Source organism: Arcticibacter eurypsychrophilus (genome assembly GCF_001730525.1).
GTDB classification, from domain to species: Bacteria; Bacteroidota; Bacteroidia; order Sphingobacteriales; family Sphingobacteriaceae; genus Arcticibacter; species Arcticibacter eurypsychrophilus.
In genome coordinates, this window is sequence record NZ_MDFN01000006.1 from 14,301 (window position 1) to 40,337 (window position 26,037).

A 26,037-nucleotide genomic window follows, 5' to 3' on the forward strand; every position below is an offset into this window, starting at 1 on the left:
ATCTAAGATTAAAAAGATAAATCAAGGCCGAAAGTAGCAATTGCTGGTACTGGATAGCCATTACCCGGATTTTCAGGATCTGCAGCCGTATACCCTTTACTTTTAATAGTAAACAAGTTAGCCCCCTGCACAAATATTCTTGCATTTTGAAAATGAATGCCCTTTAGTGCACTTTTCAAATTGTATCCAATCTGTAGGTTTCTTAGCTTTAAATATGATCCATTTTCGATAAAATAGGTTGAAGTACGTGCTTCATCATTTGAATTAACAAGCGTTAATGCAGGTATCGTAGAGTTAGTATTTTGAGGCGACCACGCGTTTAAAACACGGGTTCCCCAGTTACCCCCGGGCCAAATCGATGCAAAATCTGTATATGTCTTATATGAATTATAAACATTTGATCCCTGCACACCTTGAAAAAAGGCACTTAAATTAAAATTTTTCCATTCAAATGTGAAGTTTAGCCCATACAACAAATCAGGATTGCCCGTACTGATATACTTTCTGTCCTGGTCGTTAATTATGTTATCATTATTCAGATCCTTAAACCTTATCCTTCCCAATCCTTTACCAGGCTGATCCGGAGAATTGGTAACTTGATCTGCGGATGTAAATAACCCATCAGCCACATAGCCAAATACAGAATTGATAGACTGGCCAACTATATTTTGATCTGTTCCGTTACCAGGATAAGCGGTTAATATTTCTGAGGGTAAATACGTTACTTTATTACGATAACTGCTCAGGTTAGCGCCGACGGTAAATAAAATGTCCTTACCAATTGTGCCTTCGTAATTTATCGCCGCATCTATACCTTTATTTTGCATGGAGGCACCATTAAATGTCTTATTACCACCTTGACCTATTACAGCAAGATAACCGGGTGTTATCAATATACCCGATGTTTTCTTAATGAAGTATTCCACGTTACCGTTAATTCTTTGGTTAAAGAGGCCGAAGTCTAACCCAAAATTTGACTCTCTAGTTGTCTCCCACTTCAAATCCGGATTAGCTTGTTGAATTTTAACAAAGCCTGAGGGCAAAGTGCCTGTACCTGCACCGGAGATGTCGTATGCCGTTCCTCCATCTGCATCAAAAACATGATCAGTCCCATATATAGCTGAATAAAGACTGTAAGTAGCATAATTTCCTGTTTCCTGATTACCAGCTTGTCCGTAGCTATATCTTAGTTTCAGGTCAGAGACAAAGGGTATTTTTTTCATAAACTCTTCCTGGCTCATCCTCCATCCAACAGAGGCCGCAGGAAAATAACCATACTGGTTATTGGAGCCAAATCTTGAAGAACCATCCCTACGTAAGGTAGCGGATGCCAGATATTTATTATTTAGGCTATAGTTGACTTTTCCAAAAAATGATAATAAAGAGTTAGCAGAACCATTGCCACCATTATTTATGTTTGAAGTACCTACGTCCAGATAGGAGTAATCGAGGTTTTCGAGAGCGTAGCCCTGTCTGGAGCCAAAAAAGTTCTGATTAATGAATTTGATAGATTCCTGACCTAAAAGAAAATCAAAGTGATGATTTTTTTTATCGAGAACGTAATTGATGGTATTTTGTAAGATAAGATTACCATCATAGCTTTGTGTGTTCTGGACTAAATTGGAAGGATCAGTTAAGAAACCTGAGACATATGATTTTCTTAATGTTCTTGAATAAATTCCAGAGTAATCTACTCCATAATTTGATCTCAAATGTAGGTTAGGAATAATGGTAAAATCTACATAAGCACTGCCTATTATTCTCTGAAAGAAATTCTTATTTTGTTGATTGTCTTCAATTAACCTGACCGGGTTATTTCTGTCAGTCATACCTGATGCCGGCCCTCCCCATCCCCCATTAATAGAATGCACAGGCACTATGGGCTGTTGCACCAAAGCTGTAAATAAAACATCACCGGTTGGTATTAATACATTGTTTGCGTAGGTGGTATTAAAATTTTCACCTACTTTTAAGCGACCGTTTAATAAACTATAGTCAGAATTTAATCTTAAATTGATTTTTTTCGCTCTTGACTCTCTTACTATACCCTTGTTGTCATAATAGCCCAAAGAAAAATAGGAATTGCCTCTCTCTCCACCATTTGTCAAAGCTATATTATAATTCTGTATGACAGAAGCTTGCGAGATTTCATCATACCATTTTGTATCAGCAGGCGTCATGGTCTTGGCTGCATCTATAAATTCAGGAAGGATCACTTCATTTAACACCGGATCGCTAAAGTTATTATTCCAGTTATACTGATAGATTTGGTTGTCGTTCGGATTGAAATTATTGTTAATAGCCGCCCTCCAGTAAGCTTCACCTCTTTGGTTGGTATTCAACATACTTTGTTTAGTAGTGTAGTATTGTGAAGATGTAGAGGCATTCACGTCAATCCGGTGGATTCCGTTTTTAGCTTTTTTAGTAGTAACGATTATAACACCATTGGCAGCCCTTGATCCGTATATAGTTGCAGATGATGCGTCCTTCAAAACCTGGATCGATTCAATATCGTCCTGATTAAGTTCCTGAAGTCCTCTTTTTGTAGGGATTCCGTCTATTACATACAGTGGGTCATTATTCCCGAGAGTTCCAATCCCCCTTATCCTTACTGTTGCCCCACCTCCAGGACTTCCGTCTGTTGTAATATTAACACCTGGAATTCTCCCTTGTAATGATTTAATCGCATTGCCTTGCCTTACATCTTTAATATCAGCCATTTTTACCACAGATACTGCACCCGTCAGGTCTGCTTTTTTCTGTGATTGGTAGCCCGTAACTACAACCTCATTTAAATTGCCGGCTTCTTGTTGCATCACAACAGAAATCGGCTGTGTTGAAGAAGTAATGGACACTACAGCCGTTTGCATACCTATATATGTAAAGGTCAATTGTTGATTCACCTGAACAGGTATAGAAAATTTTCCATTTACATCTGTAAGTACAGTTTGTTCAGACGACTTTACTGTCACCCCTGCAAGTGGTACCATTAAATCCTTATCTATGACGGTACCTGCCACAGTTCTCTGCTGAGCATCCGCGACAACGCAGAGAATCATAAAAACAACGAAAAATATAGATTTCATAATTGATTAGTTTTATTTTAAATGGATGTATAATTGATTATACCAGTGGTTATGGCGGCTTGAATGACAGCCTTGATCCATAAATTGCTGAAAACAACTTACCCTTAGTAGAAAAAATAGTTATGATAAAATGCTCTTTCATAGATATTAAATATACTTTAATCGTTTAAAGTAATTGGTTGTACTTATCGTAAGTATGATTCAATAAAAAAAATTTAGACTAGTATTTCTCTACAGGATTGGCCAACTATCAGATCAGCCTGTAAGCAGATGAGTTTATTTACTTTATTTTGGTTAATGAGTTCAATTAAGGTATTGAACGCTAACTTTCCCATTTCTTCCAATGGTTGTTTTGAATGAGTGATTGGAGTGTAAAATAATTCAAAAGCTTCCGATTCATCGAAACTAAACACAGAAATGCCTTCCGGAACCTTAATTTCTTTATTATTCAGCAATTTTAACCCATCAAGTGCAAGCGTATCTGTAGCAAAAAAAATGGCATCAAACGAATCCTGTTGACTAATAATGTCGGATAGGGCTTTCTCCATATCACCGGATCTACTTTCAGTGTTAATTTCATAAAGCCACTCCTCTTTAATACCCTGCTCATTAAGTGCATCTCGGTATCCCCGATTGCGTTCAAGTAGGTGAAAGAGGGTAGTTTTGTAATTCACCATAGCTATTTTTTTATGGCCCCTAGCTATAAGATACGATGTAGATGTATAGCTAGCCTTATGATTATCTAATGCAATACAGTTAGTCTCCATTTCAGGAAAGATCCTGTCTACTAAAACGAATGGAACATCTGTTTTTTGTAATTTACGAATTTGGTCCTGCGAGTTCTCTACAGGTACCAGAATGAGGCCATCTACTCTGCGGTTAACAAATACATCGATTAGTTCAGCAAATTTTTCTTCATTTTCGTTTGAGCTTCCATAAATAACGGTATAATTCTTCTTCTTAGCCTCACTTTCAATGGCCCTGGTAATCCCTGTACTAAAACGGTAATTTATATCTGCAACCACCAAACCGATAGTATGCGTTTTTCGCATTTTCAGGCTTTTTGCAATTTGATTGGGCAAATAATTAAGTTCTTTTGCGGCAATTACTATTCTTTCTGCTGTTTCTTTATTAACCTGCTTCTCAACAGCCTGTCCGTTTAGCACATAAGATACCAGAGCAGTGGAAACACCTACGTGCTGTGCAACATCTTTAAGATTCACTTTCTTCATTTCGGCTAAATTCAGCAATGAATTGTAAAACAATAATAATCACTTTAAACGATTAAAGCAAATATTATTTTATACAATTTTTAAGGCTATACACTTTGATATATGAGTATTTTATCACATAATTACATAGATAGACAGCTGATCCTAATCACTTCTGATTATTGTATCCCGGAATATATATCACGGTTGGGTGTGGAGTTACTACATTTGACTGGAGGGAATTTGAAAGACAGATTTAAATAAATTAAATTTGATATTATGAATAAACGTGTGTTTGATGACTCCTTTAAAACGATGGCTGTAGAATTAACGCATGCCAAAGGATCAGTTAAAGAGGTAGCCGATGAACTTGGGATAGATCCCAGCCGGCTAAGCAAATAGAGACGGCTGCAGTCTGCCCCAAAGGAAAGCGCAAGTGCTGAATTAAATGAAGACCAGCGATCCATTAAAAGGCTTCAAAAGGAACTTAAAGAAGCGCAACTTGAATGTGAAATCCTAAAAAAGGCGGTCGGCATCTTTTCCAGGAGAGACGGGAGATATTCGGATTTATAAAAATACACCGAACTATATTTCCTGTTGAAAAGATGTGTAAAGTACTAAAGGTAAGCACCAGTGGGTACTATTACTGGCTAAAATATCCGGTAAGCTTACGTGCAAAAAAACAAAAAGATCTTTTAGTGGAAATTAAAAAGATATATGATGATAGTAAACGTTGCTATGGCAGTCCCCGGATCACTGCTGAACTGAAGTCTATCGGGATATTTTCTTCCAGACCAAGAGTGGCAAGACTGATGCGTAAAGCCAATATCAGGAGCGTGATACGAAAAAGCTATCGGGTGCAAACTACGGATTCTGCGCATACCTATGCAGTAGCAGAAAATCTCCTCAATAGAGATTTTTCTGCGGACAGGATAGGGCAAAAATGGGTATCGGACCTGACTTATATCCAAACGGATGAGGGCTGGCTCTACCTGACCACTGTTATTGACCTGGCCGACAGGAAGGTAATTGGATGGGCTACAAGCGAAACGATGAATGCAGGACAAACCAGCGTGGCTGCATGGCAGATGGCCATAAAAAACAGGACTGTTACCAATAAACTGATTTTTCATTCGGATAGAGGGATACAATACGCCTGTGAAGAATTCAGGAATCAATTGAAAGGTTTTCCTGTTTCTCAAAGCATGAGCCGTAAAGGCAATTGCTGGGACAATGCTGTGGCCGAGAGTTTCTTCAAGTCAATAAAAACAGAGATGGTATACCAGATGTGCTTTAAAACCCGTGCACAGGCTAAACTGGCCATATTCGAATACATTGAGATATGGTATAATAAAAAAAGGAGGCACTCTGCTTTAGGATATTTGACCCCGACTGAATTTGAGCTACTTTTGGTGAATACTGAAATTACTGCCTAGAAAAAAATCTCCAGTAAAGTGTTGCAATTCCAATATCAACTTCTATAATAAAGAAAGGAGGCATAAGTCTTTAAAAAGGCACACACCGCAAGAAAGTTACATATCATTAGCGGCTTAGAATGAAAAGAGAGAATCAAAAAAGAAAACAGGTGTGGAAATGTGGAAAACTCTAAAAAGAGTTTACAACATTCCCACACCTCAAGCAACAACAATAATATTGAATAATTAACTTTGTACAAATTATTGTCCTAACAATGGGGAGTACTTTAGGCAAATATAATTTGTATTCGCTGGCAATGATCGTTTTATTATTTTCCGGAAGAGAGATCTTAACTACTGCATTGTTTTTTTCAGCGCATAGCAAAATTCCAATGGTTGGGTTTTCAAAATCTTTTTTCTTATAACGGTCATAATAATTAACATACATCTGCAATTGCCCTATATCTTGATGGGTAAATTTAGTTGTCTTTATTTCCACAATCACAAAGCATTGTAAGAGCCTGTTATAAAAAACCAGGTCAATAAAAAAATCATCACCATCTATATGCAGTCGTTTTTGCCTTTCTACAAAAGCAAAACCATTGCCGAGTTATAACAAAAAGTCATGTAAATGAGTGATAATGGCCTGTTCTAAATCTTTTTCGTAATATGATGCCTCTCGGTGTAATCCTAAAAATTCAAGGTACATCGGGTCTTTAATGATTTCGTTAGCCTCTGATGGCTGTTTTTCATTTCTTGCTACAGCCACTACGCTCACTTTATCATTGCTCATAAGTAAGCGTTCCCAAAGGTTGCTATTTATCTGGCATTCTAATTGGCGAGTTGTCCAATTATTTTTCACTGCTTCAGCAACGTAAAACTCTCTTTAATCATGATTATCACACTTTCTCAGGGAGGATATCATGCACGAGTTCTAAAATCTGCATTATAAATTATTGACTACAAAACGTTGCTCCATAACTGGTTTTGTGTTAAATAGAGTTGTTTTTAGTTAGATGACAAAGGAAACAAGGTGTCTGAAAAAACCACCTTTTTTGAAGAATTTATTTACTAAAGGAACGTTTTAATAAAAACAAAGTGGCGGTAACAAAAACGAAGGTGCCAAATACTGATTGCATTAGTAGTCCTACAGGAACCATAGCCGATACAATGTCACCAAACCAACCGGATAAATAAGAGTAGGTATTAATTATTATATTAGTGGCCATAATTGCAATTGCGAGAAGAAGACCTTGCTTCAGTTTAAACCAAATTAATATCGAAGCAAAGAGATCAAGGAGGGTTAGGATGTCCCAGTATAGATTTACGTACCAAGGCGCAAGGTGGGATACTGATAAAAAGCCACTAACGATAATATTATATAGATGGGTAGAGGTTCCAATCAAAAACCCGACACTATAAAAAAATAGGATCATACGCCGAGTTCGATTGTCATCGATCTGATTAATTTTCATCGTTTATTGAAACTAACGGTTAAGAGTTTGATTTGTACCCGATTAAGAGCACGTCATTGTCGCCCGAGTACTAAAGTAATTAAAGAAGTAGAAAAAGAACGAGATATATCGCCCGGGCATAATTTGAACTCCATTTTACCGACGTTTATTTTATGTCCATTCAGTCATTAATTCAAAGGTCTTTTTACTGGTTCCCCAATATTCTTCAAAATAAACTTATATGTAAGAACAATCCGCCAAAAAAGAACACGAATGGAAAACTATCTAAATCCAGACATTTATAAGTTCGTTCAGTAATTCAAATCCTTCGAATTTACATTTGTAATGGTTAAAACATTCGTAAATTCAGCCAAAATGAATTCATGAGGAGTCTATCTTACATTGTCTAAGAAAACGACCTCTTTAGTAAAAAATTGATTTTTACTTTGCTAATTTATATCTAAACCCAGAAAAGGAAATGTCGAATGGTCCAGTAGGGGACGGATCGCTGCCTATAGGCGATTCAAACGTTATCCTAACTTCATCAAAGGGTTTTGTGGCTTCAATCCCCCATATGTGGGCACCACCCGGTTTGCCAAAGTTTATTTTAAAGCCGCCACCTCCGCCATTCAGGAACCTGGTGCCTCCACCCTCAGGTACTCTTTGATTAAGCTTGGAGTTCCAAAAACTAACAGTTACCCCAAGCCCTATTCCTTTGTAAGGTGAATTAATCTCAAGTCCAATTGCAGTCACCATTTTTGACATTTTAATAGTAAAGATGTGATCGGCACTGTTAACAGTAACGATAGATGGATGTTCAGCTGTTACGCGTGGTACTACAGCCCATAAAGCGGATTTGTCATGAGTTTTTTTTCCTTTACTTTCGAAATACAAAGCCAGATCTTTGTTGCATACGGAATCAAGTAAAGCATTGTTCTTGTACTTTTCTAAACTCAGTGGCTTCATCTTAAGATAGTTTTTAGTAGCTTGGTAAAAAGCACTAATGGAGTCAATGTAATGATAATTCTCACCCGTTTCCACCTGATAATAACCAAAATTCCCAGGGTCTAAGGGATGTGCCGATGTCGTTACTGGTTTAAGGTCTACTTGTTCTTCTTTAGAACAAGAGTTCAAGGTCGCCAATAAGCCTACCGCGACAAGAGAGTGGATAAAGTGTTTTTTCATGTTTATATTAGTTTCTGTTCTACGAAAATAAAATTTTATCATTGTACTATTGCCAGATGTAAATTGTTGTAACATCAAACTGGCTATATTGGAAATTAGTGTGAAAAAGTGAGAATGTAAGGGTTCAGCTCTTCATCTTAGATTCATTGACTGATATGCATCTTAGTTGATAAAAACTTGAAATCCTTATCAAATTCCCGTCTCAATTTATACCGAATAACGGTCGTATCATTGATAAAATAGTATGACTTCTTTTTATTTAGTTTTGTTTACTATTCTCGTTATAAACGATTCTAATGTTATATATCAATGCTCAATTTTAAAAAAGCAAAACAAGGTCAACAGCGCTCATAATTAGTCTACGGCCTCTGATCATCTGCATGGAAAGATGGGGGAAAAATAATAGGTCTGTACTCGAGGCAGCCGTTAGCAAAGAACAATAAGCATGAAATAATTAAATTTTCCTTTTGGTTTTCACTTAATAATGTTTTAAAGGAAATAAAACTCACGGTTTTATATGTGATTATAAACTGACATTTCTTTTTTTACCTCTATCATTATTCCCTCCTTTTGTGATCAAATAAACACTAGTTAATTCATTTCTAGAGTCATGAGATTGAGAATAGGAGCATGATTTTATCAATTATCAAGAACTCATTTCATTAATCAAACGGTAATTATATTTTTTGATAATGAGTAAATGATAGATATGAACAGTGTATTGAACTATTTAAAACAAAATACAATAAAGCTTACCCTCACGAATAAGATGTGTTAAGACCACATAATTATAAAATAAACCTTCCTATAAACTATAATTATAATTAGATGAAACAAGCACTTTATTGATTATAAAAATTATAATAAAAGTGCTATCATAGGGTATTCTTCGAATTGGACAATTGGAACAAAAAAGCAGCAACATTGGCGACCCTAGACAAGTAATCAGCTTCGCTTAGTTAGATAATTGGATCATAGCTCCTTTCTTAAACATGAACTGAGATTACAGACCTTTTCCTGAGAGGAATAAGTGAAGCAAAGCAAACCTGTATCAAGTTGACTTCACAATCTCAGTACATTGCAAAATTAAAACAGCCTACAACAAACCAAACCTCTCAACCTTTTTGAATGAAACTCGCTTTCCTGGCATAATATCTGGAATCACCTGCTTTGATTTTACCATTTTAGGGTTCAACTTATCCGGTTTTCCAAACCGGGAAACCAGTCCCAGCATCAGGAGATTCCCTTTGTAAAACATTTCACAGATCTTTTCTTCCCTGCCGAGATAGTTGGATGGTTGCCTTTCAACCTCTTTTAATGGGTAATCAGATGGCTTTACGGATTGAAAAGCACCGATAATAGCACATGGACTAAACTCTCCACTGTTCAGCAGGATACTTTCACTGGTTTGACTAACAGTAGAATACATCATCAGTGACATGCTTACCATTGCAAGGCAATCGTCTGGAACGATTTCGTTAAAGGTGATCAACTGTTCATCGATGGTTTGATAGCCTTCCAGATCAATATCCTGAAAGCCCAGGTTTTCATAATACTCTTCCCTGAAGTTAAATGCAACCAGCATTAACCTGATGCGGTGTTTCATATAAGCTCCACTAAGGTTTCGCGGCCTTTTGATGTCGGTTTGAGTGTTTAGAGAGCCCAATGTAACACTGACCAAACCGTCTGCATTCTTACTTACCGAGTGGCTCATCTGCAGGAATTCTTGAAGTTTGCTGTTCGCATTGAAGTCCATTCCCTGTAACAGGGATAGATCCCCGTCATGCAAATCCCTCTTTCCTTTCTCTCCGCTTACATTATTTAATATCGACCGGTATACCATTTGTGTACTCCTATATGCTGCCGTCCCATCTTTAAAGAAATAAGCAGGTTCAAACGCCTTCCTAATCACTGCCGCTACAGAACTTGAAAGTCCAAACTCAGTAGCGCTCCTGATTGTCTTTTCTGTTTGCTTAAATGCCTTTGCTTTGCCCTGGATAATGTTCTTTCCCCGGTACTCACGGTAAATCACTGAACCTGCAGTTCCATGTACCATTCCTTTTTTATCTATTGTAGCCATATCGTTAAAATATATGCTGGTAAAGGAACGATTCAGGAATATCAAAAGCGAAAGTGAGACCAATTTTTCCGAACTCTTCTCGTATACGTCGAATTCTTCCAAGTTACGCTATAAATTTCGATGAAGGTCAAAATCCTTAACATAACAGAAATACACGATTGCAACTTATCGCAAAAACAAACTAATAAAAATCCCGTGAAAGTCCGACTTGAGCTATGCAATACTGGACTCAACTTGGATCCATACTGCATTTTTACTAGACTATTTTACTATCAGGTTTACACGAAATGTATCAAACTCTAAAATTTCACCTTGAAATCTTCCTTCACCTGTCCCTTCCTGAAAAACACAAGCCCAATCCAAAACAGATCAACCGTAACCGTCACCTCCGGATGTGCTTTTATCTCCTCCCACGCTTCCTCCATACCTTTACTCCAATAGATATCGTCGAAAATCAGCACCGAATCCTCATTAACCTTATCCAAACAAATCTTAAAATAATCCAGCGTAGCCTGCTTCCTATGGTTCCCATCAATAAACACCAAATCCACTGAAGACAACCCTCCAATAACTTCCGGAAATACCAAATCAAAATTCCCGGTCAAAATAGATGCATTCTCAATGTGCAGCGATTGCAGGTTTTCACGTGCCACACCAGCAGTCTCCGGACACCCTTCAATGCTAACAATCTTCCCTTTTGGCACTGCTTTGGCAAGATATGAGGTGGTTAGACCCAAACATGTTCCAAGCTCTATACTATTAGCGGGTTGAAATTCGTTTACTAATCTGTATATTAGTTGTGCTAGTTTTGGTGTTTTTAGTGCATTTTTCGCAAGTTGCTTAATTTGCTTTTGTTTGTTATTATTGACATGTGATCCTGCACCCAGATCGGTTATGGTGATAAAGCGTTTATCTTTCAGCAATTGATGCCGGAGTAACTCAATTTCGCTATAGTCTGAACGCGGTTTGAAGTCATATATCACCTTATCAATCAAATGATAAACAAAGGGAGAATGGACACCATGACGGGTTTTAGCTGTTAAACGGTGTTTGATGTAGGACTTGAGTAGTTGAAAATTAATCATGAAGGCACAAAATCAGGTAAACGGTTTATTCGTATCGAATAAGAACATAAATGGCCTCAAAAATAGCATAAATCAATGAATAAGGAGTTAGAGTCATTAGTTAAGTTGCTGGATGATCCTGATGAGCAGGTGTCCAAAAACGTGGAGGAGCGGTTACTTTCTTATGGAAATGGAATTATTGAGTACCTGGAATCGGCATGGGAGCAGTCTTTTGATGCGCTGGTGCAGCAACGGATAGAAAACCTGGTTCATAAAATTCAGTTTAATGATGTCAAGAATGACCTGACCCTTTGGTATACAGGTGGAGCATTTGACATTCTGGATGGGATGATCATCATTAACCGGTATCAGTATCCGGATATGGACCCCCAGAAAATAGTTTACCAGATTGAAGAAATCAAACGGGAGGTGTGGCTGCAAATTTTATACAGCATGAGCCCGGTAGAAAAAATCAAACTGTTTAATCATGTATTCTACAACGTGTATGGTTTTGCAGGAAACACGGGAAATCACCAGGATCCGAATAACTCCTATATCAGCCAGGTGCTGGAAAGTAAAAAAGGGAATCAAATTTCTTTAGCGGTTATTTATTCGATCATTGCGCAGAAACTTGATATTCCGGTGTATGGTGTCAATCTGCCACAGCATTTTATTCTTGCTTACGTGGACGAATCGCTTAATGAAAGCCCTACTGAGGAAGTGCTGTTTTACATCAATGCGTTTAACAAGGGTTTTATATTCGGTAAGAAGGATGTGGATTCGTTTCTGAAGCAGTTAAACCTGCCATTGGAAGATCAATATTATCAGGCTTGCTCCAATACTGACATTATCCGCAGAGTGCTACGAAATTTAACTTCTTCATACCAAAAATCAGGGAATGAAGATAAGGTGGCGGAAGTAAGCGAGCTGCTTAAAATTGTAGAAGATCAAGGTCCGGCTCTTTAATCTAAGAAGCCGGACACTTAATACCAAAATTAAAATTCCATTAAATAAGCCTTTAAGAAATCATTCAGGTCGCCATCAAGAACGGCCTGCGCATTGGAAGTTTCATGGTTAGTACGTACATCCTTCACCATCTTATAGGGATGGAGCACGTAATTACGGATCTGCGATCCCCACTCAATCTTCTTCTTCGCTCCTTCTATCAAGGCAGAACTTTCACTTCGCTTCCGTAACTCCGCTTCATAAAGCTGAGATTTCAGTAAGCGAATGGCATTCTCTTTATTTTGTAACTGCGAACGGGACTCCTGATTTTTAATCACGATACCTGAGGGTTTATGGTATAACCGTACGGCTGTCTCCACCTTATTTACATTCTGACCTCCTGCTCCACCGGAACGGAAAGTTTCAAACTCAATATCAGCAGGATTTACCTCAATCTCTATCGTATCATCCACCAAAGGGTAAACGTAAACCGAAGCAAATGAGGTATGCCGCTTTGCATTGGCATCAAAGGGAGAAATGCGGACTAGCCGGTGTACTCCCGACTCCCCTTTCAGGTAGCCATAAGCGAATTCACCCTCTATTTGAAGTGTTACAGATTTTACTCCGGTCACCTCCCCTTCCTGCATATCCTGCTCAGTTACTTTATACCCATTTTTCTCTGCCCACATGATGTACATACGCATCAGCATATAGGCCCAGTCGCAACTTTCGGTTCCACCGGCTCCCGGCGTAATCTGCAATACGGCATATAGCTGATCTTCTTCGGAACTGAGCATATTTTTAAACTCAAGTTCTTCCAGTTGATTCAATGTCGCGGTGTATTGCGTTTTAAGCTCCGCTTCATCTGCTTCACCAGCCTGAAAAAATTCAAGCATCACAGCGGTATCTTCTATAGCGGTATCGATTTTAACGATACCATCTGTCCAAACCTTCTTTAGCTGGATCGAGTGTAATACTTTCTCCGCATCTTTTGGTCTGTCCCAGAAATCGGGCGTTAAAGTTAACTCCTGTTCCTGGTGTAATTCATCGAGCTTCCGGTCAATGTCAAAGGTACCTCCTCAGGGAAGTTGCTCTATCCCTTAAATCCAGCAATTGCTCTTTAGTCATAACACAAAGATAAAATATAAAGGAAAAGAAAATCAAAAAAGGAGTCCTATATTCGCTTAAAATTATAACACTTATGCTACCTAGAATAAACTTTACAGATACAAAATCATTCCAATACCTTACAGATCACTTCATTGACGTCAGCGGCAAGCAGCTGAAAGATTTGTTTACTGAAGATCCGTCGAGGTTTGAAAAATTTTCAGTTCAGTTTAATGATATCATGCTGGATTATTCTAAAAATAGAATAACAGATAAAACAATGGCTTTATTGATTCAGCTGACTACGGAATGCGGACTGAAAGAAGCAATCGACGCGATGTTTAGCGGAGAAGCGATCAATGAAACAGAAGGACGTGCGGTTTTGCATACTGCTTTACGGAATCAAAGTAATTCGGAAGTGTTGGTTGATGGCAAAGATGTGATGCCGGATATCAATGAAGTGCTGGGTAAAATTGAACAATTTACGGATGCTGTAATTTCTGGTTCATGGAAAGGTTATACCGGCAAAGCGATTACTGATATCGTAAATATTGGTATTGGAGGCTCGGATCTTGGTCCGGTTATGGTTACAGAGGCTTTAAAGGCTTATAAAAATCACCTGAACTTACACTTTGTATCCAATGTAGATGGTACACATATTGCAGAAACATTAAAGACGGTTAATGCGGAAACCACCCTTTTCTTAATTGCTTCCAAGACCTTCACTACGCAGGAAACTATGGCGAATGCACATAGTGCGCGTGATTGGTTCCTGGCTGCCGGAGCTGCTGAAGCAGACGTTGCCAAACATTTTGCGGCCTTATCTACCAATGCGAAAGCAGTTTCTGCTTTTGGTATTGATACTGCTAATATGTTTGGATTCTGGGATTGGGTAGGTGGCCGTTACTCCATCTGGAGTGCTATAGGTACTTCAATTGCCCTTGGTGTGGGCTTCCAGAATTTCAAAGCTTTGCTTGCAGGAGCTCATGCGATGGATAATCACTTTAAGAACACGGAGTTTGAACAAAATATTCCGGTAATATTGGGTCTTCTGGGTGTATGGTACAATAATTTCTTTGAATCAGAAACTAACGCTATTTTACCGTACGATCAGTATATGCATCGTTTTGCTGCCTATTTCCAACAGGGTGATATGGAAAGTAATGGTAAACATGTGGACCGTAATGGTGATGACATCAGTTATGAAACGGGTCCGATTATTTGGGGCGAGCCAGGTACAAATGGTCAGCATGCTTTTTATCAGTTGATTCATCAGGGAACGAAGTTGATTCCTTGCGACTTTATTGCTCCTGCGCAATCACATAATCCTCTTGGAGAGCACCATACCTTGTTGCTGTCCAATTTCTTTGCTCAAACAGAGGCTTTGATGAACGGTAAGTCTTTGGAAGAAGTGGTTGCTGAATTAAAGGAATCGGGTAAATCGGATGAAGAGATCGAGAAATTGGCTCCTTTCAAAGTATTCCTTGGTAACAGGCCAACGAATTCTATTTTGGTGAAGAAAATCACGCCTGAAACACTTGGATCGCTGATTGCCATGTATGAACACAAGATTTTTGTGCAGGGTATCATTTGGAACATCTTTAGCTTTGATCAATGGGGAGTGGAACTGGGAAAACAACTTGCCAGCAAGATTTTACCTGAGTTGAGAAGTGAGGATGAGGTTCAATCGCATGATTCGTCTACAAATGGATTGATCAATTTGTATAAAAACTGGAGATAAGGAAATAATCTCCTTAAACAATAAATTAATTTAACACATAACAAATCCTCAAAATCAAAAGCTCATTCAGGCTTTATTTTGAGGATTTGTTATGTATATTAATGTGCTTAAGGATCTGCAAACCCACACCTTTATTTTGGGAAACGTACGCTGAATAGTATGATTTCCTAAATGATGGTACTACTGTTGTTTAATCAGGGTACAATGACTTTGCTGTCTAAATAACTTACTTTTACTTCTTTTCAACCAGCTTAATCTGGAACAACGTATTCCATTTTTTACCCGTTACAAATAAACGCTTTCCCTTTGCGTCCCAAGCTATTCCATTTAGTACATCAGTGTTTTCAAAACGATCCTTAGCAGGGAGCAGTCCGCTTAAATTAACGTCACCCACTACTGCACCGCTCTGTGGATCGATAATCACAATCCGGTCTTTTTGATATACATTAGCATAAATCTGACCATCGATCCATTCCAGTTCATTGAGCTCACTTACAGCACCACTTTGACCGTAAACTTCAATGAATCCATCTTCCTGATAGGTATCCTTATTTAAAAAATAAATCCGGTTTGTGCCATCTGATTTGTAGAGTCTTTGCCCATCGAAACAGAGTCCCCAGCCTTCCGAACTGGCCTGATAAGGAAATTCCCCCACTTTTTTAAAGCTATCTTTTTCATACACGATTCCGATATGGTTCTCCCAGGTAAGCTGAATCAACTTGTCTCCTACCAATGTTAACCCTTCGGCAAAGATGGTAGCAGGCATATCCAGATTTTTTAATACTTTACCCGTAGCCGGTTCTACTTTACGCAGGCTTGAGAACCCGATTCCATCAGTAGGATAACCGCCGGCACTCTCATAAAAAATTCCTTCATGGAACTCAAGTCCCTGGGTATATGAAGAAGTGTCATGTGGAAAAGCATGAAGTACTTCAAACGAATACTTTATCGGATCTTTTGAAGGAAGCAATACAATATTAGTGGTCGTTTCTTTAAATTCTCCGTTCTTGAATACACGGGCAACGATAACCTTGATACCTAGTGAAAGGCTGTCTGTTCTACTGCGAAAAGAACTGGTGTCCGTTTTAGTGCCCAGGTAGTTTGTATCCAACAAGTACCTTACCGAGTCAAATGATCCGAGTTCTCCGGATAACTTCAAAACAAGATCCTGACCTTGTTTTACAGCACTTCCTTCTTCGGGTGATACAAAGTAGGTAGAGGTGGCGTTTTCTCGCTTACAGGACGCGAAACCAAGGGCAAACAAAACAAACAAAAAAGCACTTTTTCTCATTTCAATTCTTATTTAAGGATGTTTAACCCCAAAAGGCATCCTCTATATGATTAATTTTAAATTTTCCGGTTTCATCAAACAGGATGGAAACAATATCGAAGCGAACCTCCCCCTGGTACTTGAATTGGTAAATGTACCCTTCAGCAGCCCATTGTAACCGCTTTTGTTTCGAAGGTGATACAAAGTCTTCAGGCTGTCCAAAATCAGTTCCTGATCTTGTTTTTACTTCTACAAAGACCAGGTATCGGTCAAAAGAAGCTATAATATCTACTTCTGCCTTGCCATAAGTCCAGTTTTTACTAATGATCCGGAATCCGAGATCCTTCAGATATTCCGTTGCTAGTTCCTCTCCCCGTTTTCCAAGCTCATTGTGGCTTGCCATTATTTTACAACTACAGATCCTAAAAACGCAGAAATTCCTTTCTCCACATCCTTTACACGCATATAACGCTGCAGTAAAATAGTCAGGTTATCTTCATCGGGTTCTTTGGCTATTTCATCCCTGATGTTTTTCAATATTTCATCTACTTTTCTCTTCTTGAGATGGAAGATTCCGCCGAGTATGGTTGCACGCATATTTTCCGTTTCACTGCGGACAAATATTTTCCGTTTATCATACCAGTTATCACTTAAAACGTAGGGAGAAGTAACCAAAGAGATGGCCATATCTGCTATGTGCTGATCCCTGCTTTGTATAAAATCCTGCACCGTAGGCAACTCTCCTTCATCAATTCGTTTTGCATACTCTTCAATGATCGATTTACAGACGGGATCTTCAAAGACCACGTCATTCATATTAGAGATCACATAGGGAGCGATATAGGTATCTGTTACGCCATCCCAATTTACCAGTTCATGTCCGTAATTCAATAGAAGCCGCACTACCTCCTGCTCCTGAACCTGAGCTAAAACACTGGGAATATCTGCATACTCCATTCCATCCGGCGGAGGTAATTGATCCGGCTCATCGGGTCGGGGAGCTTTATACTTTCCCTGTTTAAGTTTATTGAGCTCGGTAATTAATGCACGTTCGTCGATCTGCATCAGCGTGCTACATTCCCTTATAAAAACGGAAGCCTTGATACTATCGGGAATCTTGGCAATGCTTTCAACTACTTCCCGGATGACGCCTGCCCTTTTTATCGGGTCAGTGCCTGCATCTTTAAGTAAGATGGAGGTTTTGTAAAGGATAAAGTCTTTCTGGTTTTTCTCTATGTAAGTTTTGAATTCGGAGCTTCCTAGTTTGCGGACGTAGGAGTCAGGGTCATGTCCGTCGGGAAATAATACAACCCGTACATTCAATCCTTCTTCCAGAATCATATCAAGCCCCCGGAGAGAGGCTTTAATACCTGCTGGATCACCGTCATAGAGAATAGTAATATTCTTGGTAAACCGGCCAATTAAGCGAATCTGTGCGGTTGTGAGTGACGTTCCGGATGATGCCACCACGTTTTCAATTCCAGCCTGATGTACGGATAAAACATCCGCATAACCTTCCACCAGATAACAGTTATCCGCATCGCGGATGGCCTTCTTCGCAAAGTAAAGACCATAAAGCACATCTGATTTATGGTAAATTTCACTTTCCGGAGAGTTGACGTATTTAGGAACCTTTTTGTCGGTTTTTAGAGTACGTCCGCCGAAGCCAATAATCTTTCCGGTAAAACTGTGGATCGGGAATAGGACCCTGCCTCTGAACCGGTCGTATAACTTTCCTTTGTCATTTCGGATAGCCAGACCTGCATCTTCCAGAATTTTTTCATTAAATCCTTCCTGCAGTGCCTTCGTAATAAAGGCATCCCAGGAATCGGGAGAATAACCCAGCTCAAACTTTTTAAGGATTTCATCCCGGAAACCACGCTCTTTAAAATAACCCAGGCCAATAGTTTGTCCTTCCTGAGAAGTCCACATACTGTCCTGAAAAAAGCGGGCTGCGCGTGTGGTGACTACAAATAAGCCTTCCCTACGAAGGTCAGACTCCTGTCGTTCAGGAGATTGAACCTCCTCTGCAATCTCAATGTTGTATTTATTAGCAATGTACTTTAACGCTTCGGGGTAAGAAGATTTCTCATGGTCCATGATGAAACGCGTAGAATCGCCACCCTTCCCACAGCCAAAACATTTAAAGATCCCTTTGGCAACTGAAACGTGAAAGGAAGGTGTGGACTCGTTATGAAAAGGGCAAAGACCAATGAGACTGGTTCCTCGTTTTTTAAGGGCCACAAAATCGCCCACCACCTCTTCGATGCGTGCTGTTTCTAAGATCTTGTCTACAGTCTCTTTAGGAATCATGAAAAGAAATTAATACGGCTTTAAATTATAAATAAACTGATATATAGGAACGTATTAATGTTCTTTTTTATATCCTTTATGCAGAATCAGAAAACTGGCCCGTTCTTCTTTCTTAAATGGAACGTCCCAGTTTCCCTCATAGGTTATCTTAGTAGGCAGGATGGTTTCGCCCTGATCAAAATAGCCCATCTCTATATTCATCTTCACGTCAAAATCGAACACCATATTTCCATAATTCATGGTGACAGAGCGCCCCAGAATTTGCATGTTCCTTTTATCAAAGATGGTATTGAGCTCCTTGATCATTAACCCGCTCTTTGTCCAGCCGGATAGATCATCCTTCACTTTGACTTTAAACGTATAGATAGGAATTGTATCGAGGTAAGATCCACTAAAAAAGGTATAATCGTAATATTGTCTCATATTTGGACTAAAAATCTCTGTCTTGCTCCCTATAAGAGGAACGCCTTTTACCGGTCGCCCGGGAGTGAACAGCAAAGTTTTGAGTTTGTCTTTATAAGACTCGTTGCCTTTTTTGTCGCCACTCGTTGTAGGTGCAGATTTCACAAAATCAGAGTTGTAGGCGTTCATGAAGATATAGTCGAACATTTCCACGGTATAAAGCTGATACTTGCCGTTCTTTTTAAAGAGCTTGCCACTGTCCTGTTTAGCGAGGTACTGCATTTTATACTTCCCCTGGTTGTTGTGGAAGATCTTTCGGTAGATTTTTCCTTCCACCCGATTTTTCTTATCAAAAGTAAAAATGCGGTTTTCGGCAGTGAAACTATATTGTTTCATTTTACGGAAGGCCTCGTAGAAGCTGGTATCGCTGGTTACTTTATTAATGAACATCTGCACATTAATCCGTTCCCCTTTAATACTTACTGCCGAATCAAGTCTGATTGTAAGAACTGTATCCGGGTTGAATCTTTGTAATTCCTGAGCCTGACAAATAGAGGAGGCAAGAATAAAAAACAAGATCAGTCTTTTCATAGCTAGGTTATTAGAATAATGATTTTTAATTACCTAAGCGCTTCACAGCGAGATAGGCCATTAAGCCGGTACTGCAGATCAATGCAGATTCGTCAATATCAAAAGTTGGGGTATGCACTGAAGAAATTATGTTCTTTTCTTCGTTACGAATGCCTAAGCGATAAAAACACGCATCCGCAGCCTGCGAATAATAAGCAAAGTCTTCCGCAGCCATCCATATATCAAGATCTTCTACGTTTTCCTTACCTAAATAGTCCTCTGCATAAAGGCGTACGCTGGCCGTTAATTTCTCTTCATTCACCAGGAATGGATAGCCATTGGCAATTTCGAATTCACATGTTCCACCCATAGCCTCAGCAATGCCTTCAGCCATTTTTTTCATGTGCTGATGTGCTTCATAGCGCCATTCTTCATCAAGCGTACGGAATGTACCTTCCAGATAAACCTCATTCGGAATGATGTTCGTGGCACCATTTGCGATTACTTTTCCAAATGATAGTACAGTAGGGAGACGAGGATCAGCAACACGGCTTACGATCTGTTGCAGGGCAACAATAATGTGTGCGGTAATCAAAACAGGATCAATATTCTGGTGCGGTTGAGCACCGTGACCACCCTTTCCTTTCACGGTTACGTAAATCTCATCTGTGGATGCCATATACTTTCCGGAGCGGATCCCTATTTTTCCCGCGTCGATTAAAGGCATCACGTGCTGACCTAAAACCGCAACGGGTCTTGGATTTTCTAACACACCCTCTTTGATCATGAGGCTTGCACCACCGGGGAGTTTTTCTTCAGCAGGTTGAAAGATCAACTTGATGGTACCGCCAAACTCTGCTTTTAATGTTTGAAGAATTCGGGCTGTACCCAAAAGAGAGGAAGTATGGACATCATGTCCGCATGCATGCATGACTCCTTCGTTTTGCGACTTGTATTCGACCTCATTTTTCTCTGTAATGGGAAGCGCATCCATATCTGCACGAAGGGCAATGACCACATCAGAAGGAAGATCACCTTTGATGAGGCCAACTACACCAGTATCTGCTAATGGATGCCAGCTGATCCCTAAATCATCCAGGCAAGACTTTACAAAGGCAGAAGTAGTATACTCCTGAAAAGATAATTCGGGATGGGCATGCAGAAAACGGCGATGTGAGACCACATCGCCGTATATATTCTCCGCCAATTGCCGGATTTTTTCTTTTAACATAGTTTGTTATTCCAGACCTGCACCATGGCAGTTCTTATATTTTTTGCCACTTCCACAAGGACAAGGATCATTTCTACCGATCTTTTGTTCTACGCGAATAGGCATTTGTTTCTGAGGTTCACGTGTATCTTCCATACCTATTGTATTAGGATCATCGGATACCGTTGCAAGCTGGGGTTTAGAAACTTTAAGTTTCGACATGTCCTGCTTAGGCTGAGGACGAGCCTCTTTCACATCCTCTGACTCCTGCATAGGTATTCCACCTTTAAACAAGAAACTGACCACATCTTTATTCACCGAGATCAGCATTTGTTTGAACAGATTAAAGGCTTCCATTTTGTAAATGACCAATGGATCTTTTTGTTCGTAAACGGCATTTTGAACAGACTGTTTCAACTCATCCATTTCACGCAAATGCTCTTTCCAGGCATCATCAATCAGGGCAAGTACCACTGTCTTTTCAAACACTCTGAATACTTCGTGTCCTTTAGTTTCGACTGCCTTCTTCAGATTTGAAGCAACCTGTATATTTCGTATTCCGTCGGAAAAAGGAACGATGATATTTTCAATCACATCGCCTCGCTCGTGATAGACCTGATCTAAGATCGGGAATGCCTGAGCAGCTATGCTATCTTTTTTACGGGTATAAAAATCAGATACTTTTAAGAATAAACGGTCTGTCAGTTTGCCGATCGAGTTTTCAGTAAACTCTTTCACATCAATTTCAGCATCTAAAGAAAAGACACGGATAATTTCCAGCTGGAAACCTTCGTAATTCGCAGTTTCTTTATATTCTGAAACAATATCTTCTACTGTATCATAAAATGTATTGCTTAAGTCAACTTCAAGACGCTGACCGTATAAAGCATTCCGGCGTTTAGTATAGACCACACTACGCTGAGAGTTCATTACGTCATCATATTCCAGCAACCGCTTACGAATACCATAATTGTTCTCTTCTACTTTTCTTTGCGCTCTTTCGATAGACTTGGTAATCATGGAATGCTGAATCACTTCACCTTCCTCAATACCCATACGCTGCATAATACTGGCAATGCGTTCTGATCCGAATAAACGCATCAGGTTATCTTCCAGAGAAACAAAGAACTGAGACGATCCGGGATCACCCTGACGACCGGCACGTCCACGTAACTGACGGTCAACCCGTCTTGATTCATGTCGTTCTGTACCGACAATCGCTAAACCACCTGAATCCTTTACGCCTACACCCAGCTTGATATCCGTACCACGACCAGCCATATTCGTTGCGATAGTAACGGTTCCGGCCTGACCAGCTTCAGCAATAATATCAGCCTCTTTTTGATGCATTTTCGCATTCAGTACATTATGTTTTACACCACGGAGTTTCAACATACGACTTAAAAGTTCGGATATTTCAACAGATGTAGTACCAACAAGTACTGGTCGGCCTGCCAGAGTTAAAGCAGTAATCTCATCAACTACCGCATTATATTTTTCTCTTACCGTACGGAACACTTTATCCTCCATATCCTGGCGGGAGTTCTGTACGTTGGTAGGAATTTCAACAACATCGAGTTTATAGATCTGCCAAAGCTCACCTGCCTCAGTTACAGCAGTACCTGTCATACCACAAAGCTTGTGGTACATTCTAAAGTAATTCTGGAGGGTTATAGTGGCATAGGTCTGACTGGCATCTTCAACCTTAACATTTTCTTTTGCTTCAATTGCCTGATGTAAACCATCGGAATAACGACGACCATCCATAATACGGCCTGTCTGCTCATCCACGATTTTGATCTTACCCTCGTCGATGATGTATTCAACATCACGTTCAAATAAAGTATAAGCCTTTAATAGTTGATTTACCGAGTGGATCCGTTCCGATTTAATGGAGAAATCTCGCATTAACTCTTCTTTTTGGGCAATCTTATCTTCAATACTTAGTTTAGATTTCTCAATGTCAGCAATCTCTGTACCGACATCAGGCATAATAAAGAAGCCGGCATCCTCACCAGAAGTAGTGATTAGTTCAATTCCCTTTTCAGTAAGTTCAACCTGGTTGTTTTTTTCATCAATAACGAAGTACAGCTCAGAATCTGCGTTTGGCATTTCCTTATTCTGATCCTGCATGTGATAATTCTCACTCTTCATCATGATCTGTTTCACACCTGGCTCGCTCATAAACTTGATTAATGCCTTGTTTTTAGGCAAACCACGATGTGCACGCAATAAAGCTAATCCACCTTCTGTAGCACCTGTTTTACCTTCGGCAACTAACTTTTTGGCTTCATTTAGAACACCGGTTATATAATTACGCTGCACACTAACCAGACGTTCAATTCTTGGCTTAAGTTCGTAGAACTCATGCTCATCACCTCTAGGAATAGGTCCGGATATAATTAAAGGAGTACGTGCATCATCAATCAATACTGAGTCAACCTCATCTACCATTGCAAAATGCAATTTCCGCTGAACCTGACTTTCCGGATTTTGAGTCATATTATCACGCAGATAATCAAATCCAAATTCATTGTTTGTACCAAAAGTAATATCGGCAAGATAAGCTTTACGGCGTTCTTCAGAATTAGGCTGATGTCTGTCGATACAATCTACCGATAGACCATGAAATTCGAATAAAGGACCATTCCACTCCGAGTCACGACGTGCAAGGTAATCATTGACCGTAACGATATGAACGCCATTTCCGGCAAGCGCATTTAAGTAAGCAGGCAAGGTTCCAACCAACGTTTTACCTTCACCAGTAGCCATTTCAGCAATTTTGCCCTGATGAAGAACAATACCACCGATTAGCTGAACATCGTAATGGACCATGTTCCATACTACTTCTGTTCCAGCAGCTAGCCAGGTATTACTATGGATAGCCTTATCGCCTTCAATGACCACGTTGGGCTTGCGGGAAGCCAGTTCCCTATCGAAATCTGTAGCCGTAACTACAATCTTCTTGTTCTCTGAAAATCTTCTTGCCGTTTCTTTTACAACCGCAAAACCTTCAGGAAGTATTTCAAGTAAAATCTTTTCAAGTTCTTTATCACGATCCTTTAACAGTTTGTCTACCGCCTCATAAAGATCAGTTTTTGCATCTACAGAAAGAGTTGGTGATTCGGCTTGTTCTTTAAGGTCTATAACCTCCTGATCGATATCTGCTAATCCTTCTTTTATTTTGTTCTTAAAAAAAGAGGTCTTTTCCCGGAGCTCGTCATCAGACAAAGTTGCTAATTTGGGATATACAGCCTTAATCTGTTCAACAAGAGGTTGAATTTGTTTTATATCGCGATCAGACTTACTTCCGAATAGTTTATTTAAAAATCCTAACATGTGTATCTTGAATAAATTCTAGTTGACCAACAACTGCGCCATTAAGGCCTCATCAGTCAATTTGACATAATAACGCAAAATTAGTGAATTTGTATTGATATAGATGCTTATCTGTGCTTACTTTGTGTTATTTTATATGTTTTTAACATCTTTACATTAACCTTCCATTTTAAAACCACGTTATCAGGCATTCAGCAGATAAAAGATATATATATTTGCTTCCATGAACATTCTTTTATTAGGTTCAGGTGGAAGGGAAAGTGCTTTTGCCTGGAAGATTACTCAAAGTCCGCTCTGCAGTGAATTATTTATTGCTCCAGGTAATGCTGGGACAGGTGCGTATGGCCAAAATGTCAACTTGCAACCAACGGACTTTGATGGCATCCGTGAGTTTGTATTAAATAATAATATAAACATGGTGATTGTTGGGCCGGAAGAACCTTTGGTAAAAGGGATTCATGACTTCTTTCTTGCTGATGCGGAATTAAAAGCAATTCCTGTCATAGGGCCACAGCAAGAAGGCGCCAAGTTAGAGGGGAGTAAAGAATATTCCAAAGCATTCATGCGCAGGCATTTTATACCCACTGCTGCATCTGCTACGTTTACCGTTAATTCGCTGAACGAAGGTCTGGCGTACCTGGAAACGCATAAACTTCCTATCGTGCTTAAGGCTGACGGACTTGCTGCTGGTAAAGGTGTGTTGATCTGTCAAACGCTCGAAGAAGCACAAACAGAATTAATTGCCATGCTTCAGGATGCCAAATTTGGTGAAGCGAGCAGTAAAGTGGTGATCGAAGAATTTCTTGACGGCATTGAATTGTCTGTGTTTGTACTGACAGATGGGCATTCTTATAAAATATTACCTGAAGCAAAAGACTACAAAAAAATAGGTGAAGCAGATACCGGCTTAAACACCGGAGGAATGGGTTCGATCTCTCCTGTATCCTTTGCTGATGAAGCATTTATGCTTAAAGTAGAGAATGACATCATCAAACCGACTATATATGGATTAAAGATTGATCAGATTCATTATAAGGGCTTTCTCTTTATTGGTTTGATGAATATTGACGGCGAACCTTTTGTGATTGAATATAATGTACGCATGGGTGATCCGGAAACAGAAAGTGTTATTCCACGGATTGAAAGTGATTTTCTGGATCTGCTTCTAGGGGTTGCCAATGAGAACCTGGCTGAAAAAGAATTAGTCATCTCCAAAAAAACAGCAGCTACAGTGATGTTAGTTTCGGGAGGGTATCCCGGGGAGTATATAAAGGGTAAAACCATCTCGGGAATAGAAAACTTAAGAGGCTCGCTTGCCTTTCATGCAGGAACTATTTTAGAGGATAATATTGTAAAAACTTCAGGAGGCCGTGTTCTTGCCATCACCTCTTTACAGGATACACTTTTTGATGCTGTGCAACAGGCAGTAGCCGATGCGGGAAGAATCTACTTTGATGGTCGATATTTCCGTACGGATATTGGGTTCGATTTACTTTAGGTAATCACCTGGAAGAGCCAGGTAAATCGATACAACGGAGTTATGATTGACATTTATTCAGTTAATCACAATCTGAAATAGAGTATCAATTTAGGAAGTTCGAAGAACCTGCCGATTATATTCAAGTAGATTCCTTGTTTGAATTTC

Annotated in this window: 17 protein-coding genes and 2 pseudogenes; 4 read left to right on the forward strand and 15 right to left on the reverse strand. The window is 39.4% G+C overall.

Annotation, left to right across the window (positions count from 1 at the left end; all coding sequences use genetic code 11):
- Positions 1-8 precede the first annotated feature (8 nt).
- Both BFL47_RS04720 and BFL47_RS04725 read right to left on the reverse strand, forming a co-directional pair.
- Positions 9-3,086, reverse strand: a complete 3,078-nt coding sequence (locus BFL47_RS04720; protein ID WP_069658661.1) for a SusC/RagA family TonB-linked outer membrane protein — start codon at positions 3,084-3,086, stop codon at positions 9-11.
- A 215-nt stretch (positions 3,087-3,301) separates the two neighbouring features.
- On the reverse strand, positions 3,302-4,318 hold the full coding sequence (locus tag BFL47_RS04725; protein ID WP_069658662.1) for a LacI family DNA-binding transcriptional regulator: 1,017 nt from the start codon (positions 4,316-4,318) through the stop codon (positions 3,302-3,304).
- Positions 4,319-4,576: 258 nt separating this feature from the next.
- On the opposite strand from BFL47_RS04725, the pseudogene BFL47_RS04735 reads away from it, so the two are divergent.
- Positions 4,577-5,733, forward strand: a pseudogene (locus BFL47_RS04735) (IS3 family transposase).
- A gap of 169 nt (positions 5,734-5,902) precedes the next feature.
- On the opposite strand, the pseudogene BFL47_RS20175 reads toward BFL47_RS04735, so the two are convergent.
- The 6 genes and pseudogenes from BFL47_RS20175 to BFL47_RS04760 form a co-directional block, all read right to left on the reverse strand.
- A pseudogene (locus tag BFL47_RS20175) lies at positions 5,903-6,310 on the reverse strand (PDDEXK nuclease domain-containing protein); the annotation flags it as partial.
- A gap of 12 nt (positions 6,311-6,322) precedes the next feature.
- Positions 6,323-6,505, reverse strand: a complete 183-nt coding sequence (locus BFL47_RS20180) for a DUF1016 domain-containing protein (RefSeq protein WP_245681303.1) — start codon at positions 6,503-6,505, stop codon at positions 6,323-6,325.
- A 271-nt stretch (positions 6,506-6,776) separates the two neighbouring features.
- Positions 6,777-7,187 carry a hypothetical protein gene (locus BFL47_RS04745; RefSeq protein WP_069658664.1) on the reverse strand — a complete coding sequence of 137 codons (411 nt, stop codon included), beginning with the start codon at positions 7,185-7,187 and terminating at the stop codon, positions 6,777-6,779.
- A gap of 420 nt (positions 7,188-7,607) precedes the next feature.
- Entirely contained in the window at positions 7,608-8,351 is a 744-nt protein-coding gene (locus tag BFL47_RS04750) for a hypothetical protein (protein ID WP_139125762.1), read from the reverse strand.
- 1,096 nt (positions 8,352-9,447) lie between these two features.
- The gene (locus BFL47_RS04755) at positions 9,448-10,431 is read right to left on the reverse strand and encodes a hypothetical protein (RefSeq protein WP_069658666.1); all 984 of its coding nucleotides are present in this window, start codon (positions 10,429-10,431) and stop codon (positions 9,448-9,450) included.
- A 299-nt stretch (positions 10,432-10,730) separates the two neighbouring features.
- A complete protein-coding gene (locus tag BFL47_RS04760) occupies positions 10,731-11,516 on the reverse strand; it encodes an O-methyltransferase (protein WP_069658667.1) in 786 nt (261 codons plus the stop codon).
- 75 nt (positions 11,517-11,591) lie between these two features.
- Here BFL47_RS04760 and BFL47_RS04765 point away from each other — a divergent pair, with 75 nt between their 5' ends.
- Positions 11,592-12,461 (forward strand): transglutaminase-like domain-containing protein, encoded by an 870-nt coding sequence (locus BFL47_RS04765; protein WP_069658668.1) that lies wholly within the window; start codon positions 11,592-11,594, stop codon positions 12,459-12,461.
- Positions 12,462-12,490: 29 nt separating this feature from the next.
- Here the strand turns inward: BFL47_RS04765 and prfB are convergent.
- A protein-coding gene (gene prfB, locus BFL47_RS04770; protein WP_131679041.1) for a peptide chain release factor 2 occupies positions 12,491-13,568 on the reverse strand; the annotation gives its coding sequence in 2 pieces (ribosomal slippage) (positions 12,491-13,507 and positions 13,509-13,568; 1,077 coding nt in all).
- Positions 13,569-13,641: 73 nt separating this feature from the next.
- On the opposite strand from prfB, the gene pgi reads away from it, so the two are divergent.
- Entirely contained in the window at positions 13,642-15,288 is a 1,647-nt protein-coding gene (pgi, locus tag BFL47_RS04775; protein ID WP_069658670.1) for a glucose-6-phosphate isomerase, read from the forward strand.
- A gap of 232 nt (positions 15,289-15,520) precedes the next feature.
- On the opposite strand, the gene BFL47_RS04780 is transcribed toward pgi, so the two are convergent.
- Genes BFL47_RS04780 through secA form a run of 6 tightly spaced genes read right to left on the reverse strand, consistent with a single transcriptional unit; the run spans position 15,521 to position 24,392 of the window.
- Positions 15,521-16,579: a glutaminyl-peptide cyclotransferase gene (locus BFL47_RS04780; protein ID WP_069658671.1), complete on the reverse strand. Its 1,059-nt coding sequence runs from the start codon at positions 16,577-16,579 to the stop codon at positions 15,521-15,523.
- A gap of 22 nt (positions 16,580-16,601) precedes the next feature.
- Positions 16,602-16,961 carry a YraN family protein gene (locus tag BFL47_RS04785; RefSeq protein WP_069658672.1) on the reverse strand — a complete coding sequence of 120 codons (360 nt, stop codon included), beginning with the start codon at positions 16,959-16,961 and terminating at the stop codon, positions 16,602-16,604.
- Positions 16,961-18,871: a DNA primase gene (gene dnaG / locus BFL47_RS04790; RefSeq protein WP_069658673.1), complete on the reverse strand. Its 1,911-nt coding sequence runs from the start codon at positions 18,869-18,871 to the stop codon at positions 16,961-16,963. The genes BFL47_RS04785 and dnaG overlap by 1 nt, the downstream gene beginning before the upstream one ends.
- Before the next feature lie 54 nt (positions 18,872-18,925).
- Positions 18,926-19,864, reverse strand: a complete 939-nt coding sequence (locus BFL47_RS04795; RefSeq protein WP_069658674.1) for a hypothetical protein — start codon at positions 19,862-19,864, stop codon at positions 18,926-18,928.
- Positions 19,865-19,889: 25 nt separating this feature from the next.
- Positions 19,890-21,074, reverse strand: a complete 1,185-nt coding sequence (locus BFL47_RS04800; RefSeq protein WP_069658675.1) for a M20 metallopeptidase family protein — start codon at positions 21,072-21,074, stop codon at positions 19,890-19,892.
- Between the two features lie 6 nt (positions 21,075-21,080).
- On the reverse strand, positions 21,081-24,392 hold the full coding sequence (gene secA / locus BFL47_RS04805) for a preprotein translocase subunit SecA (protein WP_069658676.1): 3,312 nt from the start codon (positions 24,390-24,392) through the stop codon (positions 21,081-21,083).
- Positions 24,393-24,615: 223 nt separating this feature from the next.
- On the opposite strand from secA, the gene purD reads away from it, so the two are divergent.
- Complete coding sequence (gene purD, locus BFL47_RS04810; RefSeq protein ID WP_069658677.1) at positions 24,616-25,890, forward strand: phosphoribosylamine--glycine ligase; 1,275 nt, start codon at positions 24,616-24,618, stop codon at positions 25,888-25,890.
- Positions 25,891-26,037 lie beyond the last annotated feature (147 nt).

Excerpts from the sequence above, each read along its gene's own strand:
- BFL47_RS04720 (WP_069658661.1), bottom strand. The coding sequence starts at position 3,086 with ATGAAATCTATATTTTTCGTTGTTTTTATGATTCTCTGCGTTGTCGCG.
- BFL47_RS04725 (WP_069658662.1), bottom strand. The coding sequence starts at position 4,318 with ATGAAGAAAGTGAATCTTAAAGATGTTGCACAGCACGTAGGTGTTTCC.
- BFL47_RS20180 (WP_245681303.1), bottom strand. The coding sequence starts at position 6,505 with ATGAGCAATGATAAAGTGAGCGTAGTGGCTGTAGCAAGAAATGAAAAA.
- BFL47_RS04745 (WP_069658664.1), bottom strand. The coding sequence starts at position 7,187 with ATGAAAATTAATCAGATCGATGACAATCGAACTCGGCGTATGATCCTA.
- BFL47_RS04750 (WP_139125762.1), bottom strand. The coding sequence starts at position 8,351 with ATGAAAAAACACTTTATCCACTCTCTTGTCGCGGTAGGCTTATTGGCG.
- BFL47_RS04755 (WP_069658666.1), bottom strand. The coding sequence starts at position 10,431 with ATGGCTACAATAGATAAAAAAGGAATGGTACATGGAACTGCAGGTTCA.
- BFL47_RS04760 (WP_069658667.1), bottom strand. The coding sequence starts at position 11,516 with ATGATTAATTTTCAACTACTCAAGTCCTACATCAAACACCGTTTAACA.
- BFL47_RS04765 (WP_069658668.1), top strand. The coding sequence starts at position 11,592 with ATGAATAAGGAGTTAGAGTCATTAGTTAAGTTGCTGGATGATCCTGAT.
- pgi (WP_069658670.1), top strand. The coding sequence starts at position 13,642 with ATGCTACCTAGAATAAACTTTACAGATACAAAATCATTCCAATACCTT.
- BFL47_RS04780 (WP_069658671.1), bottom strand. The coding sequence starts at position 16,579 with ATGAGAAAAAGTGCTTTTTTGTTTGTTTTGTTTGCCCTTGGTTTCGCG.
- BFL47_RS04785 (WP_069658672.1), bottom strand. The coding sequence starts at position 16,961 with ATGGCAAGCCACAATGAGCTTGGAAAACGGGGAGAGGAACTAGCAACG.
- dnaG (WP_069658673.1), bottom strand. The coding sequence starts at position 18,871 with ATGATTCCTAAAGAGACTGTAGACAAGATCTTAGAAACAGCACGCATC.
- BFL47_RS04795 (WP_069658674.1), bottom strand. The coding sequence starts at position 19,864 with ATGAAAAGACTGATCTTGTTTTTTATTCTTGCCTCCTCTATTTGTCAG.
- BFL47_RS04800 (WP_069658675.1), bottom strand. The coding sequence starts at position 21,074 with ATGTTAAAAGAAAAAATCCGGCAATTGGCGGAGAATATATACGGCGAT.
- secA (WP_069658676.1), bottom strand. The coding sequence starts at position 24,392 with ATGTTAGGATTTTTAAATAAACTATTCGGAAGTAAGTCTGATCGCGAT.
- purD (WP_069658677.1), top strand. The coding sequence starts at position 24,616 with ATGAACATTCTTTTATTAGGTTCAGGTGGAAGGGAAAGTGCTTTTGCC.